General features: G+C 73.6%; 17 protein-coding genes and 1 pseudogene. 8 read left to right on the forward strand and 10 right to left on the reverse strand.

From position 1 onward, the window contains the following. Positions 1 to 185: 185 nt before the first annotated feature. Positions 186 to 1,232: an NAD(P)-dependent alcohol dehydrogenase gene (locus ACZ5D2_RS22720; RefSeq protein WP_468931451.1), complete on the forward strand. Its 1,047-nt coding sequence runs from the start codon at positions 186 to 188 to the stop codon at positions 1,230 to 1,232. Between the two features lie 56 nt (positions 1,233 to 1,288). Here ACZ5D2_RS22720 and ACZ5D2_RS22725 read toward each other — a convergent pair whose 3' ends face one another. The 3 genes from ACZ5D2_RS22725 to ACZ5D2_RS22735 all read right to left on the reverse strand — a co-directional run bounded on the left by ACZ5D2_RS22725 (position 1,289) and on the right by ACZ5D2_RS22735 (position 3,751). Continuing rightward, the gene (locus ACZ5D2_RS22725) at positions 1,289 to 1,894 is read right to left on the reverse strand and encodes a DUF3885 domain-containing protein (protein ID WP_468931453.1); all 606 of its coding nucleotides are present in this window, start codon (positions 1,892 to 1,894) and stop codon (positions 1,289 to 1,291) included. Next, positions 1,891 to 2,559, reverse strand: a complete 669-nt coding sequence (gene msrA / locus ACZ5D2_RS22730) for a peptide-methionine (S)-S-oxide reductase MsrA (RefSeq protein ID WP_468931456.1) — start codon at positions 2,557 to 2,559, stop codon at positions 1,891 to 1,893. The genes ACZ5D2_RS22725 and msrA overlap by 4 nt, the downstream gene beginning before the upstream one ends. A gap of 79 nt (positions 2,560 to 2,638) precedes the next feature. Then, positions 2,639 to 3,751, reverse strand: coding sequence for a hypothetical protein (locus tag ACZ5D2_RS22735; protein WP_371676956.1), 1,113 nt, complete (start codon positions 3,749 to 3,751; stop codon positions 2,639 to 2,641). Positions 3,752 to 3,879: 128 nt separating this feature from the next. Between ACZ5D2_RS22735 and ACZ5D2_RS22740 the strand changes: the two genes are divergently transcribed. Continuing rightward, on the forward strand, positions 3,880 to 5,037 hold the full coding sequence (locus tag ACZ5D2_RS22740; RefSeq protein WP_371676955.1) for a cystathionine gamma-synthase: 1,158 nt from the start codon (positions 3,880 to 3,882) through the stop codon (positions 5,035 to 5,037). Positions 5,038 to 5,089: 52 nt separating this feature from the next. Here ACZ5D2_RS22740 and ACZ5D2_RS22745 read toward each other — a convergent pair whose 3' ends face one another. From ACZ5D2_RS22745 to ACZ5D2_RS22755, 3 genes are all read right to left on the reverse strand, one after another. Beyond that, positions 5,090 to 5,341 (reverse strand): hypothetical protein, encoded by a 252-nt coding sequence (locus tag ACZ5D2_RS22745; protein ID WP_356219778.1) that lies wholly within the window; start codon positions 5,339 to 5,341, stop codon positions 5,090 to 5,092. Further along, positions 5,338 to 5,838: a sigma factor-like helix-turn-helix DNA-binding protein gene (locus tag ACZ5D2_RS22750; RefSeq protein WP_468931460.1), complete on the reverse strand. Its 501-nt coding sequence runs from the start codon at positions 5,836 to 5,838 to the stop codon at positions 5,338 to 5,340. Before ACZ5D2_RS22750 ends, ACZ5D2_RS22745 begins: the two co-directional genes overlap by 4 nt. A gap of 96 nt (positions 5,839 to 5,934) precedes the next feature. Continuing rightward, positions 5,935 to 6,456 carry a MarR family winged helix-turn-helix transcriptional regulator gene (locus ACZ5D2_RS22755; protein ID WP_030231211.1) on the reverse strand — a complete coding sequence of 174 codons (522 nt, stop codon included), beginning with the start codon at positions 6,454 to 6,456 and terminating at the stop codon, positions 5,935 to 5,937. A gap of 181 nt (positions 6,457 to 6,637) precedes the next feature. On the opposite strand from ACZ5D2_RS22755, the gene ilvA reads away from it, so the two are divergent. The 3 genes from ilvA (at position 6,638) to ACZ5D2_RS22770 (ending at position 9,935) form a co-directional block, all read left to right on the forward strand. Beyond that, positions 6,638 to 7,870: a threonine ammonia-lyase gene (ilvA, locus tag ACZ5D2_RS22760; protein ID WP_371676953.1), complete on the forward strand. Its 1,233-nt coding sequence runs from the start codon at positions 6,638 to 6,640 to the stop codon at positions 7,868 to 7,870. A gap of 197 nt (positions 7,871 to 8,067) precedes the next feature. Next, positions 8,068 to 9,081: an ATP-binding cassette domain-containing protein gene (locus ACZ5D2_RS22765; RefSeq protein WP_468931465.1), complete on the forward strand. Its 1,014-nt coding sequence runs from the start codon at positions 8,068 to 8,070 to the stop codon at positions 9,079 to 9,081. Next, entirely contained in the window at positions 9,078 to 9,935 is an 858-nt protein-coding gene (locus tag ACZ5D2_RS22770) for an ABC transporter permease (RefSeq protein ID WP_468931468.1), read from the forward strand. The genes ACZ5D2_RS22765 and ACZ5D2_RS22770 overlap by 4 nt, the downstream gene beginning before the upstream one ends. A gap of 74 nt (positions 9,936 to 10,009) precedes the next feature. On the opposite strand, the gene greA is transcribed toward ACZ5D2_RS22770, so the two are convergent. The 3 genes from greA to ACZ5D2_RS22785 form a co-directional block, all read right to left on the reverse strand. Beyond that, positions 10,010 to 10,507: a transcription elongation factor GreA gene (gene greA, locus ACZ5D2_RS22775; protein WP_371676950.1), complete on the reverse strand. Its 498-nt coding sequence runs from the start codon at positions 10,505 to 10,507 to the stop codon at positions 10,010 to 10,012. A gap of 264 nt (positions 10,508 to 10,771) precedes the next feature. Further along, the gene (locus ACZ5D2_RS22780; protein ID WP_371676949.1) at positions 10,772 to 11,965 is read right to left on the reverse strand and encodes a hypothetical protein; all 1,194 of its coding nucleotides are present in this window, start codon (positions 11,963 to 11,965) and stop codon (positions 10,772 to 10,774) included. A gap of 133 nt (positions 11,966 to 12,098) precedes the next feature. Next, positions 12,099 to 12,512 (reverse strand): DUF4307 domain-containing protein, encoded by a 414-nt coding sequence (locus ACZ5D2_RS22785; protein WP_371676948.1) that lies wholly within the window; start codon positions 12,510 to 12,512, stop codon positions 12,099 to 12,101. 106 nt (positions 12,513 to 12,618) lie between these two features. Between ACZ5D2_RS22785 and mca the strand changes: the two genes are divergently transcribed. Continuing rightward, entirely contained in the window at positions 12,619 to 13,500 is an 882-nt protein-coding gene (mca, locus tag ACZ5D2_RS22790; protein ID WP_356219757.1) for a mycothiol conjugate amidase Mca, read from the forward strand. A 2-nt stretch (positions 13,501 to 13,502) separates the two neighbouring features. Next, entirely contained in the window at positions 13,503 to 13,739 is a 237-nt protein-coding gene (locus ACZ5D2_RS22795; protein ID WP_371676947.1) for a hypothetical protein, read from the forward strand. An 82-nt stretch (positions 13,740 to 13,821) separates the two neighbouring features. Here ACZ5D2_RS22795 and ACZ5D2_RS22800 read toward each other — a convergent pair whose 3' ends face one another. Next, a complete protein-coding gene (locus ACZ5D2_RS22800; RefSeq protein WP_371676946.1) occupies positions 13,822 to 17,040 on the reverse strand; it encodes a tetratricopeptide repeat protein in 3,219 nt (1,072 codons plus the stop codon). Positions 17,041 to 17,350: 310 nt separating this feature from the next. Here ACZ5D2_RS22800 and ACZ5D2_RS22805 point away from each other — a divergent pair. Beyond that, positions 17,351 to 17,503: pseudogene (locus tag ACZ5D2_RS22805) on the forward strand (DUF255 domain-containing protein); the annotation flags it as partial. Positions 17,504 to 17,551: the final 48 nt, after the last annotated feature.

The following is a 17,551-nucleotide window of genomic DNA, read 5'->3' on the forward strand; positions in this document are numbered from 1 at the left end:
CCCGCCGGGGGTCCGGACGCGGGGCCGAGCCTGACCCCGCCAGGGGTAGGTTCACCGGTCCTAGGTTCGGCAGGGGGCTGGGTCACCCGCCCGCGGCGCGGCATCGTGGCGTCCATCGCAGCACGGACGCCGCGGCCCGCCGATCGGGCCGGCCCGGCGTCCTCGTCCGAGGAAAGAGCACCCCCATGTCCGTCACCCAGGTCGCCGCCTACGCCGCCCCCGCCCCCAAGGCCCCGCTGGAGCGCACCACCGTGCCGCGCCGCCCTGTGGGCGAGCACGACGTCCTCATCGACATCAAGTACGCCGGCATCTGCCACTCCGACATCCACCAGGCCCGCGACGGCTGGGGCGAGGGCATCTTCCCCATGGTCCCGGGCCACGAGATCGCCGGCGTCGTCGCCGAAGTCGGCCCGGGCGTCACCAGGTTCGCGGTCGGGGACCGGGTGGGCGTCGGCTGCATCGTCGACAGCTGCCGCGCGTGCGAGCAGTGCCTCGCCGGCCGGGAGCAGTACTGCGCCGAGGGCATCACCGGCACGTACAACGCCGTCGACAGGAACGGCGAGCCCACGTACGGCGGTTACTCCACCCACGTCGTCGTCGACGAGAACTACACCCTCCGCATCCCCGACGGCCTCGCCCTCGACGTCGCCGCGCCGCTGCTGTGCGCCGGCATCACCCTCTACTCCCCGCTGCGCCACTGGCAGGCGGGCCCCGGCAAGAAGGTCGCCGTCGTCGGCCTCGGCGGCCTCGGCCACATGGGCGTGAAGATCGCGAACGCACTCGGCGCGGAGGTCACCGTCCTCTCGCAGAGCCTGCGCAAGAAGGAGGACGGCCTGCGGCTGGGCGCCTCCCACTACTACGCGACGAGCGACGGGACCACCTTCGAGAAGCTCGCCGGCAGCTTCGACCTGATCCTCTCCACCGTCTCGGCGCCGCTCCCGCTGGACGAGTACCTGCGCCTGCTGAAGGTCGGCGGCGCGTTCGTGAACGTCGGCGCCCCGGAGGAGCCGGTCGCGCTGAACCTGTTCTCCGTCATCGGCGGCCGCAAGACCCTCGCCGGCTCGATGATCGGCGGCATCGCCGAGACCCAGGAGATGCTGGACTTCTGCGCCGGGCACGGTCTGGGCGCCGAGATCGAGGTGATCGCCGCCGAGCAGGTCAACGAGGCGTACGAGCGGGTGCTGGCCAGCGACGTCCGCTACCGCTTCGTCATCGACGCCGCGACGATCTGACGCACCGTCCGGATCGCCGGGGCCGGGGCCCGTCCGGCCCCCGGGCCCCGGCGGGCTCAGTAGCCCGAAGGGTGTGCGGACAGCCAGGCGGAGTGCCGGTCGCGCATCCGGTCCCGTTCCCCAGGGGTGGGGAGGATGACGTCCGCGCCGCCGTCGTACGGGTGGTGGATGCGGGTGAGGTCCGGGTCCGTGACGAAGACGCCGGGCAGGCTGTCGTCGGCGGCCGCGCGGAGCAGCGCGTCGATGCCGCCGCGCTGCCAGCGGCGCCGGTCGGCGTAGAAGTACCAGCGGGTGTGGCACTCCGGATCCGGGTCGTCGGTTTCGCCCAGGGTGGTCCACACCGTGCCCTCCGGGTGGAGGGCACGGCGGTGGTGCGACCACTGCGTCGGCTCGGCCGGGTCGGCCCAGTCGGTGGTCACCACGTAACACTCGCCGCCCCCGAAGAGCTCGTCGAGGACGGTGTTGTAGCGGTCGAGGAGGACCGCGTACTCCGCCTCGTCCTGCGCGTACCGCTTCGACTCGGGCAGGCTGTGGAAGCGCACCCAGCGGTCCTGGTACACCGCCTTCAGATCCCACGGCAGCCACGGCCCGGCGGGCCGGTGCGCCTGCCAGAGCCGGGTCAGCCGTTCGTGCGCGGGGTCGGGGAGGAGGGGGCCGCTCATTCCGCGGGCGCCCCGGCGATGCCGATCGGGCAGGAGACGCCCGTACCGCCGATGCCGCAGTAGCCCGCCGGGTTCTTGTCGAGGTACTGCTGGTGGCACGGCTCCGCCGGCCAGAAGGGGCGGTCCGAGGCCGGGAGGACGGCCGTGGTGATCTCGCCGTAGCCGGAGGAGGTGAGGACCCGCTGGTAGGCGTCGCGGGAGGCCTCCGCCGTGGCCTGCTGGGCGGGGGAGTGGGTGTAGAGCGCCGAGCGGTACTGGGTGCCGACGTCGTTGCCCTGGCGGAAGCCCTGCGTGGGGTCGTGGGACTCCCAGAACAGCTTCAGGAGCGTCTCGTAGGAGACCAGCGCCGGGTCGAAGACCACCCGGACGACCTCGGTGTGGCCGGTCTGCCCCGAGCACACCTCCTCGTACTCCGGGTTCTCGGTGAAGCCGCCCTGGTAGCCGGCGAGGGTGGTCCACACCCCCGGGGTCTGCCAGAACTTGCGCTCCGCGCCCCAGAAACAGCCGAGGCCGAAGTCGGCGACCTCCAGGTGCGCCGGGTAGGGGCCGGCGAGCGGGTTGCCGAGGACCGTGTGGCGCTCGGGCAGGGAGAACTGCGCGTGGGCGCGGCCCTTCAGGGCCTCCTCGCGGGTGGGCAGCTCGGGCGTGCGGCGGTACGAGAACATGGGGATTCCCTCCTTGTACGTGTCTCAACGGGCAGGGGCCGGGTGGGATTCCCGGCCCCCGGACCCGTTCCGCGGACCGTCAGTGGGGGAGCGTCGCCGGGGAGCCGCCGTTGGCCTCGTAGCCGGCCACCGCCATGGCCCGGCACACCGCGTACGAGGCCGCCGGGTCCTGCGAGGCCGACCACGGCAGGGCGCCCACGCAGCCGTCCACGTGCCGGACCTGCTCCATCGCCTCCGCCCACCGCTCCATGTTCACCAGGAACAGCAGCAGCAGGTGCCGTACGTGCGCCAGCATCGGGTCGTCGGGCCGCGCCGTGTGCACCGCGTACAGCGCGCCCTCCACCGCCCGCGTGACGACCGAGCTCTCCCAGAAGCTGCTCACGAGGACCACGTCCGGCAGGTGCTCGTACACCGCGAAGAGCGGGAGCGCCGCCAGGAGCGAGCCCTGCGGCGCGCGGGCCGCCGCCGCGTGCGCGAAGGCGTCGGCCTTCTCGCGCGAACCGTGCCACTTCTCGCACCAGTACTGCAGGGCCGCCAGGTGCGCGCCCATGTGGGCCGGGGCCACGTCCATCACCTTGGCCCACAGCGCGTCGAACTCGGCCTCCGAGTACCCCAGCGCCCGCGCGACCGCCAGCTCCGTGATGAAGGGGACCGGGTCGCCCGGGGCCAGCAGGGCGGCCCTGCGGCAGGCGTCGCGGGCCTCCTCCACGATGATCCGGTGGTCGTCGGAGCCCACCCCGCCCGAGTGCCGCCACGCCTGCTGCACCAGCAGCTCCGCGTGCACCTGGGCGCCGCCCGCGTCCTTCTCCTGCTCCAGGCGCCACGCCTTGAGCCAGACCGCGCCGGTCCCGGGCTGCCGTACGAGCTCCAGCGCGGCCGCCCCGCCGAAGGCCTGTACCCGCTGCCAGCGCCGTTCGCCGTCCTTCGGGGTCCCGGCGAGCAGCGCGGACGCGGCCTTCCAGCTGCCGGTGCGCTGGACGTTCTCCAGGGCGTCCATCAGGTCCCGGTCCGGCCCCGGCACCCGGATGTCCAGGTCCTCCTGGCGCGCGAAGCCGTAGTCCGCGGGGTCGGCGGCGTCGGGGCTGCCGGGCGCGACCAGCCGCGGGCCGCCACCGCCGCGCCTGGCCCGTACGAACTGGAACGTCATGGCCGCGGCCAGGGCGAGCCCCATCAGGACCCAGATCATCTGCATGCCCTCCAGCGAACCAGACCGGGCGGGGCAAACGCGAATGTCCCCGGCCCCGCCGCGGTCAGCGTCCCGTCGGCGCACCGTCAGGCCGGAAGAGGACCACGGCCCGGCCGGGGCATAGCATCTGCCCCATGAGCGACGACAGCCACGAGCACCAGAGCTTCGAGACCCGCGCGATCCACGCGGGCAACACGGCGGACCCGCGGACCGGCGCGGTCGTGCCCCCGATCTACCAGGTGTCCACGTACAAGCAGGACGGTGTGGGCGGACTGCGCGAAGGCTACGAGTACAGCCGCAGCGGCAACCCCACCCGTACCGCGCTGGAGGAGAACCTCGCGGCGCTGGAGGGCGGCCGGCGCGGCCTCGCCTTCGCGTCCGGGCTCGCCGCCGAGGACTGCCTGCTGCGCACGCTGCTCTCCCCGGGCGACCACGTGGTCATCCCCAACGACGCCTACGGCGGCACCTTCCGCCTCTTCGCGAAGGTCGTCTCCCGCTGGGGCGTGGAGTGGTCGGTGGCCGACACCTCCGACGCGGACTCCGTGCGGGCGGCCCTGACCCCGAAGACCAAGCTCATCTGGGTCGAGACCCCCTCGAACCCGCTGCTCGGCATCACCGACATCGAGATGATCGCCGGCATCGCGCGCTCGGCGGGCGCCAGGCTGGTCGTGGACAACACCTTCGCGTCCCCCTACCTCCAGCAGCCCCTCGCGCTCGGCGCCGACGTGGTCGTGCACTCGCTGACCAAGTACATGGGCGGCCACTCCGACGTCGTCGGCGGCGCGCTCGTCACCGCCGACGAGGCCCTCGGCGAGGAACTCGCCTACCACCAGAACGCGATGGGCGCGGTCGCCGGGCCCTTCGACTCCTGGGTCGTGCTGCGCGGCATCAAGACCCTCGCCGTGCGCATGGACCGGCACGCGGAGAACGCAGCGAAGATCGTCGAGGTGCTCAAGCGCCACCCGAAGGTCACCAAGGTCCTCTACCCGGGCCTGCCCGAGCACCCGGGCCACGAGATCGCCGCCAAGCAGATGCGCAACTTCGGCGGCATGGTCTCCTTCCAGGTCGCCGGCGGCGAGGAGGAGGCCGTGGCGGTCTGCGGCCGGACCAGGATCTTCACCCTCGCCGAGTCCCTCGGCGGCGTCGAGTCCCTCATCGAGCACCCGGGCCGGATGACCCACGCCTCGGTGGCCGGCTCGGCCCTGGAGGTCCCGGCGGACCTGATCCGCGTCTCCGTCGGCATCGAGAACGCCGACGACCTCATCGCGGACCTCACCCAGGCCCTGGGCTAGGTCCCCCGGGGCCCCGGCCCCGGGACCGCCGTCCCCCGCCGCCCCCGGAGGCCTACCAGCCCTCCAGGGGCGGCGACACGTCGGCGGGCGGCGTGACCCAGGGGTGCGTGAGCGCCGCCCACACCGTGAAGGCCAGCGCCGCCGCGCAGAGCACCGCCCAGCCGAACCGGCGCAGCGCCCGGCGGCGGCGCAGCATCCTCCGGCCGTGGGCCGCCGCGGCCGCCGCCAGACCGGCCGGTACCGCAGGGTGCGGCCCCTCCAGCAACGCCCTGACCTGGGCTTCCTTACGGTCGAGGGGGCTCATGCGGCCTCCTGTGCGGGGGCGCGCATGGTGGCCACCGCCCGGTTGCAGACGGCCTCGACCCGCTCCGGCGTCAGGCCCAGCTGCGCGGCCGTGACTTCCTCGGCGACACCCTCGTAGACCCGCATCACCAGGACGAGCCGCTCCAGCGGGTTCAGCCGGGCGAGCACCCCGGTGCCCGGGGGCAGCCGCCGGGCGGTGCGGGCGTAGGCCGCGCACAGCTCCTGGCGGGTGTGGTCGTACGGGTCGTCGCCGCGCAGCCGCTCCCAGTGCGCGTACGTACGCGCCAGCGCCCCGGCCAGGATCCGGCGCGCGGCGGGCGCCGCCGTGGACGCGCCCGCGGGCGCCCCGGCCGATGCCCCGCCGGGCGCCCCCGCCGGTGCTCCCGACAGGGGTTCGGCCGTCAGCAGGACCGCGACGTGCAGGAGCCGCCCCGCCGCGCCCGCGACGAAGGCCTCGAACTCCGGGTCGCGCCCTGAACGCCGGTCCACGGCACCCATGGTGGGGCCGGTGCCACCACCCCGGTCAAGGGGTCGGACGCCGCCGGATCGGGGAGTGCGCCGCGGGGGCGGCCCCGCCGGTGCGCGGGCGTCGGCTCAGGAGGCCGGGCCGCCCTCGGCCGCCGCGGCCATCAGCTCGGACAGCGACAGGTTGAAGCGGGTCAGCAGCGTCGTGAACGCCTCGCGCTCCTCCTCCGCCCACCCCTCGGTCACCCGCGCCATCAGCTCGCGCCGCGAGGAGCGGACCTCCTCCAGCCGCGCCAGGCCCCGCGCCGACAGCGCGAGCACGACGGCCCGGCCGTCCTCGGGGTGCGAGGTCCGCTTGACCAGGCCGGTGTCGACGAGCGGGGCGACCTGCCGGGTCACGGTGGACGAGTCGATGCCCATCCCGCCCGCCAGCGCCTTCACGCCCATCGGGCCCTCCAGGTCGAGCCGGTTCAGCAGCAGGTACGCGGCCCGGTCCATCGAGTTGCGGGCCTGGCCGACACCGCCGAGGCGGGTCTGCTCGGCCCGCCGGGCGAAGACGGCCACCTGGTGCTGGAGCGCGTCGAGGAGACCGGATCCGGCGGGCGCTTCGGCCGCCGCGGGCAGGTCGGAACTGGCCGGGATGGAGGGCATGGCCGTGGGCTCTCTTCGCTGGGTCCGACAAGGCTGGGGGACAGAGTAACCGGCTGTACGGCGGCTCGTACGCCGCGTACGAGAACTGATACGGCCCACGGCTCCGGGCGCCCCGCGGTCGTCCCGGATGGCGAGATTTCGCCCATGCGCCGGGATGTCCGCGGGCTGCGAGACTGGCGGCATGAACTACCGCGTGCCCCAGCCCGTCCCGCAGGTCATCCTCGACGACGTCAGGGGTGCCCAGAAGATGCTCTCGGGCGTCTCCCGGGTGACGGCGATGGAGGGCAGCCGGCACCTGTCGGCCCTCACCGGGTCCCCGGTCCACCTCAAGTGCGAGAACCTCCAGCGGACCGGCTCCTTCAAACTGCGCGGGGCGTACGTGCGCATCGCGGGCCTGCGCCCCGAACAGCGCGCGGCGGGCGTCGTCGCCGCCAGCGCGGGCAACCACGCGCAGGGCGTGGCCCTCGCCTCCTCCCTGCTCGGGGTCCGCTCCACGGTGTTCATGCCCGTCGGCGCCCCGCTGCCGAAGGTGGCCGCGACCGAGGAGTACGGCGCGGAGGTGCGCCTGCACGGCCAGGTCGTCGACGAGACCCTCGCCGCGGCGCAGGAGTACGCGGACCGCACCGGGGCGGTGTTCATCCACCCCTTCGACCACCGCGACGTCATCGCGGGCCAGGGCACGGTGGGCCTGGAGATCCTGGAGCAGTGCCCCGAGGTGCGCACGATCCTCGTCGGCATCGGCGGCGGCGGGCTCGCCGCCGGAGTCGCCGTCGCGGTCAAGGCGCTGCGCCCGGACGTGAAGGTCATCGGGGTGCAGGCGGCGGGGGCGGCCGCCTACCCGCCCTCGCTCCGGGCCGGGCACCCGGTGTCCATCGACAACCCGACGACGATGGCGGACGGCATCAAGGTCGGCCGCCCCGGCGACGTCCCCTTCGCGATCATCGGGGAGCTGCTGGACGACGTGCGGACGGTGTCGGAGGACGCCCTCTCCTCGGCCCTGCTGCTCTGCCTGGAGCGGGCCAAGCTGGTCGTCGAGCCGGCCGGCTGCGCTCCGGTGGCCGCCCTGCTGAGCGAGCCCGAACGCTACGGGGGCGGCCCGGTCGTCGCCGTCCTGTCCGGCGGCAACATCGACCCGCTGCTGCTCCAGCGGATCCTGCGGTTCGGGATGGCGGCGGCCGGGCGGTACCTGTCGCTGCGGCTGCGCGTGAGCGACCGGCCGGGTGCCCTGGCGGGCCTGCTGGGGGTGCTGACCACGGTGGACGCCAACGTCCTGGACGTCAGCCACGTACGTACCGACCCGCGCCTGGGGCTCACCGAGGTCGAGGTGGAGCTGCACCTGGAGACGAAGGGGCCCGAGCACTGCACGCAGGTCGCCCGCACCCTGCACGGCGCGGGCTACACGGTCGTCGGCTGACGGGCGGGGGCGCGGGGGTGCGGGCCCCCGGGGCCGCGGGCGGGGCACGGAGGAACGTTCACAGCCATGGCGCAACGCGATATGACGCGATACGGTGCGGTCGTGCCGGACGACGCTGCCCGGCACACCTTGGATTCGCGTAGGAACGCCCCGATTCTGCCGCGCCCAACGGCCCGATTCACTCTGGGAGCATCCATATGCCAGGCGCCATTTACGCCGAAGGCCTGGTCAAGACCTTCGGCGACGTACGGGCTCTGGACGGCGTGGACCTCGATGTCCCCGAAGGCACCGTGCTGGGGCTCCTCGGCCCCAACGGCGCCGGCAAGACCACGACCGTCCGCGTCCTGACCACCCTCCTCCGGCCCGACCACGGCCGGGCCCTCGTCGCGGGGATCGACGTCCTTAAGCACCCCGACGAGGTCCGCCGCTCCATAGGCCTCTCCGGCCAGTTCGCCGCCGTCGACGAGTACCTCACCGGCCGCGAGAACCTCCAGATGGTCGGCCGGCTCTACCAGATGACGGGCAAGGCGGCGAAGGCCCGCGCCGCCGAACTCCTGGAGCGCTTCAACCTCGCCGATGCCGCCGACCGCACCGCCAAGACCTACTCCGGCGGCATGCGCAGGCGCCTCGACCTCGCCGCCGCCCTCGTCGTGCGACCGCCCGTGATGTTCATGGACGAGCCGACCACCGGCCTCGACCCCCGCAACCGGCAGGCCCTGTGGGACGTCATCGAGGAACTCGTCGCCGGCGGCACCACCCTGCTGCTCACCACCCAGTACCTGGAAGAGGCCGACCGCCTCGCCCACGACATCGCCGTGGTCGACAGCGGCAAGGTCATCGCCCGGGGCACCTCCGACCAGCTCAAGGCCCAGACGGGCGGCGAGCGGGTGGAGGTCGTCGTCCACGAACGCGACCACATCGCCACCGCGCGCGCCGTCCTCGCCGGCTTCGGCAAGGGAGAGGCCACGGTCGAGGAGCACACGCGCAAGCTCACCGTCCCGGTCTCGGGCGGCGCCAAACTGCTCGCCGAGGTCATCCGCGAGCTGGACGCCCGGGGCATCGAGATCGACGACATCGGTCTGCGCCGCCCCACCCTGGACGACGTCTTCATCTCCCTCACCGGCCACGCGGCCGAGCTGGCCGCGGACGAGGACGCCGCCACCGGCGGCGCCGCCGGGGCCGCGGGCGCCCGCAAGGAGGCGGCGAAGTGACCATCACCTCCCGGGCCGCGGAACCCGTGTCCCCCCGCCCCCGCGGTGGCGCCGTCCGGAGCGTGCGCGACTCCCTGGTGATCGCCAAGCGGAACCTCATCCGGATGTCCCGGATCCCCGAGATGATCATCTTCGGCGTCATCCAGCCGGTGATGTTCGTCGTCCTGTTCAGCTACGTCTTCGGCGGCTCCATCGCCGTCGGCGGCAGCACCTCACCGGCCGCCTACCGCGAGTTCCTGATGGCCGGCATCTTCGCCCAGACCGTCACCTTCGCCACCGCCGGCGCGGGCGCCGGCATCGCGGACGACATGCACAAGGGCCTCATCGACCGCTTCCGCTCCCTGCCCATGGCCCGTGGCGCGGTGCTGACCGGCCGCACCCTCGCCGACCTCGTCCAGACCTCCCTCACCCTGGTCGTCCTGGCGGTCGTGGCCCTGCTCGTCGGCTGGCGCACCCACACGGGCTTCGTCGAGGTGATCTCCGGCTTCGCCCTGCTGCTCCTGCTCGGCTACGCCTTCTCCTGGATCGGCGCCCTGATCGGCCTGTCGGTGCACACCCCGGAGGCGGCCACCTCGGGCGGGCTGATCTGGCTGTTCCCGCTCACGTTCATCTCGAACGCCTTCGTCCCCTCCGACAACATGCCGCCCTTCCTGCGGCACATCGCGGAGTGGAACCCCTTCAGCGCGACCGTCCAGGCGGCCCGCGAACTGTTCGGCAACCTCCCCGAGGGCTACCCGGTCCCCGACGCCTGGCCGATGCAGCACCCGGTCCTCGCGTCGGTCCTGTGGTCGGTGCTCATCGTCGTGGTGTTCCGCACCCTCGCGGTCCGCAAGTACCGCTCGGCGACCGCCTGAGACACGGCCCCGTACGCGCGAGAGCCCCCCGCGGACCAGGTCCGCGGGGGGCTCGTGTGCGTGCAGGGGCGGGATCAGCCGGTGAAGGGCTTGACGGCCAGGATCCTGACCGCGGCCTTCTTGCCGTTCGGGAGCTCGTACTCGGCGTCCTCGCCGACCTTCTTGCCCAGCACACCGCTGCCCAGCGGGGACTGCGGGGAGTAGGTCTCGAAGTCCGAGGACGCGTACTCGCGGGAGGCCAGCAGGAACTCCAGCGTGTCGTCCTCGTCGCCGTCGAACGCGATCGTCACCAGCGTGCCGGGGGCGACCACGCCCTCCGCGGCGGGCGCGGTGCCGACCTTCGCGTTCTCCAGGAGCTGGGTGAGCTGCCGGACGCGGAGCTCCTGCTTGCCCTGCTCCTCCTTGGCCGCGTGGTAACCGCCGTTCTCCCGGAGGTCCCCCTCTTCCCGGGCGGCCGCGATCTTCATCGCGATCTCCGTGCGGGCAGGACCAGAGAGGTAGTCCAGCTCGGCCTTCAGCTGGTCGTACGCCGCCTGGGTCAGCCAGGTGACGCTCTCGCTCGTCTGGGTCACGGGTGCTCCTCGTCGGTACAGGGGACTACAAAGCCGCCAGCGGCGGGCGAAACCACGAGCCTAACAATTCGGGAAGAAAAGGGGGAGGACACCCTGTGTATGAAGTGTGTCATTGCGGCCGGTGAGCGCGTGCGGAGTCCCGGGCCCCACCACCGGCGCGGCACGGGTCGCGCACCCCCCTGAACGTCCCGAGGGACGTGCTCTCCCCGGGCGCGGCGCACGCGGCGCGGACCCGTCGCCGCGGCGAGTCCGCGCCGCCTTCGGTCAGCGCTCGAAGTTCGTCAGGACGCAGCCCTCGACCTGCGACTTCTCCAGCCGGTAGCCCGCGGGGGCGGTGAAGCCGGTCTCGCAGTTCAGGTACAGGAACTGCAACTGGTAGAGCCCGAACCGCACCTCCTTGCTGTTGGTCTCCACGGCGACGTTCGTCCCCACCAGCAGCTTGCTCGCGGTCAGCCTCAGCCGTCCGTCGTCCGCCAGGTCGGCCAGCTGGGCCGCCTTGGCCTTGCTCTGGAGGGCCTTCATGTCACCGACGGTGTCCAGCCAGTTCAGGTTGTGCGCGCGCTGCGCCCCGCCGAGCTGTCCGCAGACCGCCCGCTCCCTGACGCCCCAGGTGCGGGGGTCGTCGCCCTGGACGACCGGCTGGTAGTCGATCGACTCGACGTGTTCGTCGGTGACGGTCATCTCCGTGCAGTCGACGGTGTGCGGGCTGACGAGCTTCTTCAGCTCGGCGAGGCTGCCGGCGCTCGCCAGTCCCAGACTTCCGGTGGCCGGCTGGCCGGGCTTCTCGGGCCCCTCGGTGGAGGGGTCGTGCGGGACCTCCAGGTTCTGGCTGCCCTCACCGTCCTTGCTGTTGACGAAGTCGGTGAGCACGCAGTAGTCGACCAGGGGCTTCTCGCTCTTGTAGCCGGCCGGCACGGCGAAGCCCGGGTTGCAGGTCAGGATGCGCAGGTCGGAGTTGACGAGGTCCACGGCGGTCCTGGTCTTGGTGGGGACGGCCACGAAGCCCTTGCCGACGATCACCCGGCTGAAGACGCCGAAGGAGCCGTTGCCCCCGCGCATCTCCTTCTGGGTGTGGTCGTAGTAGGCCTGCTGGAAGGTCTTCATGTCCGAGACCAGGTAGATGATGATGTCGCCGTGCCGCTTGACGTCCGTGCAGGCGCCGCGGCCGGTGACGGCCCAGTCGCCGTCCTTCGTGTCGTCCGTGGCCGGCAGCCGGGTGTCGTCCGGGCCCGTGCCCAGCCGCTCGCAGGAGGTGAACTTCTGGAGGTAGGCCTGCGCCTCGGCCAGTGAGGCCGGCGCGGGGCCGGTGGCGCCGGGAGCGCTCGGGGCCGGGGCTCCGGCGGTCGCGGCGGGAGGCGTGGACGCCGGCCCCGCCTTGGCGGGGTCCTCGCAGGCGGCGGTGAGGGCCACGAGGGGGGCGAGGGCTGCGGTCGCGGTCAGGATCCGCTTGAAGCGCATGAAGTTCTTCCGTCGGCTCGACAGGGCACGGGGGATGGCGTGTACATGCTAGACATGTACGTGATCATGCCCCGGGCTTCCGCCGGGCTTCCGCCGGGCGTCGCGGGTCGGTGCGGGTCGGTGCGGGACCGGTTCAGCCGGCGGAGGCCGTCGCCTGGCAGCCGACGAGCTCGATCATCGTGGCCCGGCCGGTGGTCTTCAGCGTGACCAGCTCGTCCACCCGGCTGTCGCGCTGCGCGAAGGTGAAGTCCGCCCGGCCCACCTCGCCGTGCTCCTTGTCCTGGGAGATGAGGGTGCAGACGCCGGTGACCGAGGCCTCCTTGCGGACCTCCAGGTGCACCTTGACCTCGGAGTCCGACACGATCTGGAACTTGATCACCTCGGCGCTGACGGACTGCCCGCCGACGTAGTCCCAGCCGATCCACCCGACGGCGGCCAGCAGCCCGACACCGAGCACCGACCCGACGACCTTGAGCTTCCGGTCCGCACGCTCGTCCGCCGACCGGCCGTACCGGCCCTCCGGGAGCCCTTCGCGCACCGCGCTCATGATCGTTCCTCTCGCTGGGGAGGGCTGAGGCACCCTGGAATTTTCCGTCCCCCGATTCGGTCACTATAGAAGTTGTCTGTCGCGCCGAATCACAGAGGATCCTGTCTTGACCGAGCAGCTTCGACTGATGGCCGTCCACGCCCACCCCGACGACGAGTCGAGCAAGGGCGCGGCCACGATGGCCAAGTACGTGTCCGAGGGCGTCCCCGTGCTGGTGGTGACCTGCACCGGTGGTGAGCGCGGCTCCGTGCTGAACCCCAAGCTCCAGGGGGACAAGTACATCGAGGAGAACATCCACGAGGTCCGCGCCAAGGAGATGGACGAGGCCCGCGAGATCCTCGGCATCGAGCAGGAGTGGCTCGGCTACGTCGACTCCGGCCTGCCCGAGGGCGACCCGCTGCCGCCGCTGCCCGAGGGCTGCTTCGCGCTCGCGGACGTCGAGGAGGCCGCCGGTGAGCTGGTGAAGAAGATCCGCGCCTTCAAGCCGCAGGTCATCACCACGTACGACGAGAACGGCGGCTACCCCCACCCCGACCACATCATGACCCACAAGGTCACGATGGTCGCCTTCGACGGCGCGGCCGACACCGAGAAGTTCCCGGAGGCCGAGTACGGCGCCGCCCACCAGCCGCAGAAGCTCTACTACAACCAGGGCTTCAACAAGCCGCGCACCATCGCCCTGCACGAGGCCCTCCTCTCGCGCGGCCTGGAATCCCCCTACGGCGAGTGGCTGGAGCGGTGGAAGGAGTTCGAGCGCAAGGAGCGGACCCTGACCACCCACGTGCCCTGCGCCGACTTCTTCGAGATCCGTGACAAGGCGCTCATCGCGCACGCCACGCAGATCGACCCCGACGGCGGCTGGTTCCGCGTTCCCATGGAGATCCAGAAGGAGGTCTGGCCCACCGAGGAGTACGAGCTGGCGAAGTCGCTCGTCGACACTTCCCTCCCCGAGTCCGACCTCTTCGCGGGCATCCGGGAGAATGCGTAGCTATGAGCGCTACGCAGGCAGCAGTCACCCAGCTCCTTCCGCTGGCCGCCGACACCTTCGACAAGAACAAGGTGACCCCCGGACTCCTGGGCTTCATCGTGTTCGCCGCCCTCGCCCTCGGCGTGTGGGGCCTGATGAAGTCCATGAGCCGGCACATGGGCCGGGTCGACTTCCAGGAGGCCCCCGAGCCGGCCGCGGCCACCGCCGCCCCGGCCGCCGAGGGCACGAAGGCGCCGTAGGCCCCTGCCGCGCGTACGCCGTCCCGCCCGCACGTCGGCGGGGCGGCCTCCGCACGGGCGGGAGCGCCGGGCGCCCCCGCCGTCACTCCGACGCGCGGGCCGGCGCCGGCACGCCCATGACCTCCCGCGCCCGCAGGTCCGGGACCATGCCCAGACGCCACGCCTGCCAGCCCTCCGCCGCGTCCACACCCCGCTCCAGGACCACCGCGTACGTCTCCAGGCAGTCCGCCAGCCGCGCGTCCCGCAGCGGATGCGCAGCGGCCGCCAGCCGGGCCAGCTCGGCCCCCGCCTCCTCCACGGCGGCCGGCACCACGTACGGCAGGAGCGTGCAGCGCAGGAACCGCGCCCAGTCCTCGCCCCGCCGGTCCCCGTACGAGACGAACAGCCCGGCCGCCTCCTCGCACAGACCCACCGCCTGCGGCACCCGCCCGTTCCCCGCGTCGATCACCGCGAGCTCCAGACAGGTCCACCCCTCCCCGTGGGCCAGCCCGATCCGCCGGAAATCCGCCCGCGCGTCCACCAGCAACTGACGGGCGAAACCCGAATTGCGCAGGTTCCCCGTCTGCGCCGCCCGCTGGTCACGCGTGACCCGCCCCGACTGGTAGCGGGCGTGCGCCAGCCCGTACACGTCCCGCATCCGCGAGAACATCGTCCGCGCCCGCTCCAGCTCCCGCACCGCCCGGTCCCGCTCCCCGCCCTCCTCCAGCGCCTGCCCCAGGTAGTACAGCGTCCACGCCTCACCGCGGGCGTCCTCCGCCAGCCGGTGCCGCGCCAGCGCGTCCCGCAGCCGCTCCAGCGCCGGCTCCGGATCACCGTCCACCACCCGGGCCCGGCCCAGCTGCGTCAGCGCCCACGCCTGGCCGCGGTCGTCCCGCGTGCGCCCGTACAGCTCCAGCGCCAGCCCGAGCTCCGCCTCCGCCTCCGCCACGTCTCCCAGCCGCAGGTGGACCTGCCCCAGCTGGAAGTGCGCCCACGCCTCACCGTGCACGCTCTCGCTCTCCCGGTGCAGCGTCAGCGACTCCTCCAGCAGCTCCAGCGCCTCCGCCAGCCGCGCCCGGTCCCGCTCCACCGCCGCCAGCGCGTGCAGCCCCCACGCCCGGTCGCCCGCCAGCTCCGGCGCCTGCTGGAGCGCCAGCGCCTCGCGGATCCGCGCCGCCGCCTCCGGCAGGTTCCCCTGGTGGTGCAGCGTGATGCCGAGCGAGACCAGGGCCATGCCCGCCCCCGCCTCCTGCTCCGCCTCCTTGTACTGGTCCACCAGCGAGGTCAGCGTCGTACGCGACTTGTCCAGCTCACCGAGCTGGCGCGCCGCGATGCCCGTGCGCCACTGCACCGAACGGTTCAGCCGCCCCTGGTCCACCGCCCGCGTCAGCTCGTTGATCTCACCGAGCCGGTACAGGTCCCCGCGCAGCAGACAGAAGTCGCACAGCGCCCCCAGCAGGTCCAGCACCGCCTGCTGGTCCACCCCCTCCGAATGCCGCAGCGCCGCCGTGATGAAGCTCGACTCCTCGTCCAGCCACCGCAGCGCCGCGTCGAGCGAGGCGAAGCCGTGCCCGCCGAAGTGGTTCGCGCGCGTCGACATCTTCCCGTCGACCATCCGGATCACCGAGTCCGCGAGCTGCGCGTAGTCACGCACCAGCCGCTCGTGCGCGGCCGCCGCCTCCGCCCGGTCCTCGTCCGCCGCCAGCCGCGCGGCCGCGTACGCCCGTACCGCGTCGTGCATCCGGTACCGCTCCCCGCGCACGAGGTCCAGCAACCCGGCCCCGGCCAGCTCGCGCAGCAGCCGCCCGGCCTCCGCCCGGTCCGCGCCCGTCAGCGCCGCCGCCGCGGCGGCGCCCAGCGAGGCCCGCCCGGCCAGCGGCAGCCGCCGCAGCAGCCGGCGCCGGTCCTCCGGGAGGCGTACGTACGCCAGGTCCAGGGCGTGCTCCAGCGAGCCGTCCCCCGCGTCCGAGGCCCGCGCCGAGCCCAGCGGCGCCAGCACCCGCAGCGCCAGCGGCAGCCCCGCGCCGAGCTCCAGCAGCCCCGCAGCGGCCCCGGCGGCCGGCGCCGCCCCGGCCGCCGCCCGCGCCCCGGCGGCCAGCACCTCGGCCGCCTCCGCACCGGCCAGCCGCACCACCGGCAGCTGGTGCACCCACGCCTGCAGGTCGTCCGGCAGCTCCAGCGGCTCCCGGGCCGTCACCAGCACCAGGCTCTCGGTCCGCTCCGGCACCACGGCCCGCACCTGCGCCACGTCCACCGCGTCGTCCAGCACCACCGTCACCGGGAACCCCTGGAGGTGCTGGTGGTACAGCTCGCCGAGCCGGCGCACCTGCTGCTCCGCCGTGGCCCCCTCCCGGAAGAGGAGCTGCTCGCGCGGGGCACCCAGCCGGTTCAGCAGGTGCAGCAGCGCCTCCCGCGTCGACAGCGGGGGCTCACCGGGAGCCGAACCACCGCGCAGGTCGACCAGGCAGGCCCCGCGGAACTGGTCGCGCAGCGCGTGCGCCGCCCGCAGCGCCAGCGCGGTACGGCCCACCCCCGGCTCGCCGTGCAGCACCACCACGACGGGACGCGTCTCGGTGCTGGCCCGGGCGGCCTGCACCCACTGGGCGATCCGGGTCAGCTCCGCCCGCCGGCCCGTGAACAGGTCCCCGGCATCCGGCAGCTGCGCGAACGACTGCTCCAGCATGCTGCGCCTGCGGGCCTCCGCACTGCGGTCCGCCCCGCGCAGCGGCTGCGCCGCCCCGGCCCCCGCCCCGGCACCCCCGCCCCCGGCCGCCGCACCGTTGCGGATGCCGCGCGGCGGGGTGCGCACCGCACGCTGCTGCTCCAGGAAGGGCCGTATCCCCCGCACCTCCAGCGCCGTCAGCCACTGGAGCCGCAGCTGCTCCGGCCCGCCGGGGCGTCCCGCGGCCCCGGCGCGGCGGTTCGCGGCGGGCAGGTGCACGGCGGTCACCTTCGCCACCGTCGCCGCCGCCCCCGCGACGCCGACGACGACGCCCGCGCTGAGCGCCGTACCGGCGGAGACGCCGAAGGCCAGGTCCGCCCCGGCCGCGGCGGCGGCCGCCACCGCCGTCACCAGCAGGGCCGTCGAGGTGTTCCCGCGCCGGAACGCCTCGCCGAGCGACTCCTCCCCGGCCGCGGCCTCGTCCAGGGCCGCCACGTACGCCCCGTACTCCTCGGCCGCCGCCGCGGCGAGCCCGTCCAGGGCCTCCCGTCCGCGCGCCAGCAGGGCCTCCCGGCCGACCGGGGCATCCGCCCGCCGGACCTCCTCCTCGACGGCCCGCACCAGCAGCCGCTCGGCCTCGACACGATGGCTGTCCCGCATCGGCGTCCTCCTCGGAGCGTTCCGTGCAACGTGCGCCAAGTGTGCGGCGGGACCATCGTGAGCGCGAGGGAATCTGAGCTAGATCAGAGGGAGTTGACGCCTCTTCGGTCTTACGCGTGCATATATGTACGCCCCGGCCCCGCCGTTGGCCCGCCTACGCTCGACGCATGCCCCGACGCCGGACGCCCGCCCTGCCGATCGCAACCCTGTGCGCCGCCCTCCTCGCCGCCCCGGCCCGCCACCCCGACCTGGCCCCCCGAGCCCACACCTGCACCCCGGACTGCCCCACCACCCGCGCCACCTGGACCGCATGCCGAACCGCCCCGCGAACGAGACCTCTCCCTACCTCCTCCAGCACGCGGACAATCCCGTCGACTGGTGGCCCTGGTCCCCGGAGGCCTTCGCCGAGGCACGGGAGCGGGGGGTGCCGGTGCTGCTCGGCGTGGGGTATTCGAGCTGCCACCCGGTGCCAGTGAACTCGCAGACCGAGCAGTCCAGGTGCGTCATGTCT

It is taken from the genome of Streptomyces sp. NPDC031479 (assembly GCF_055581065.1).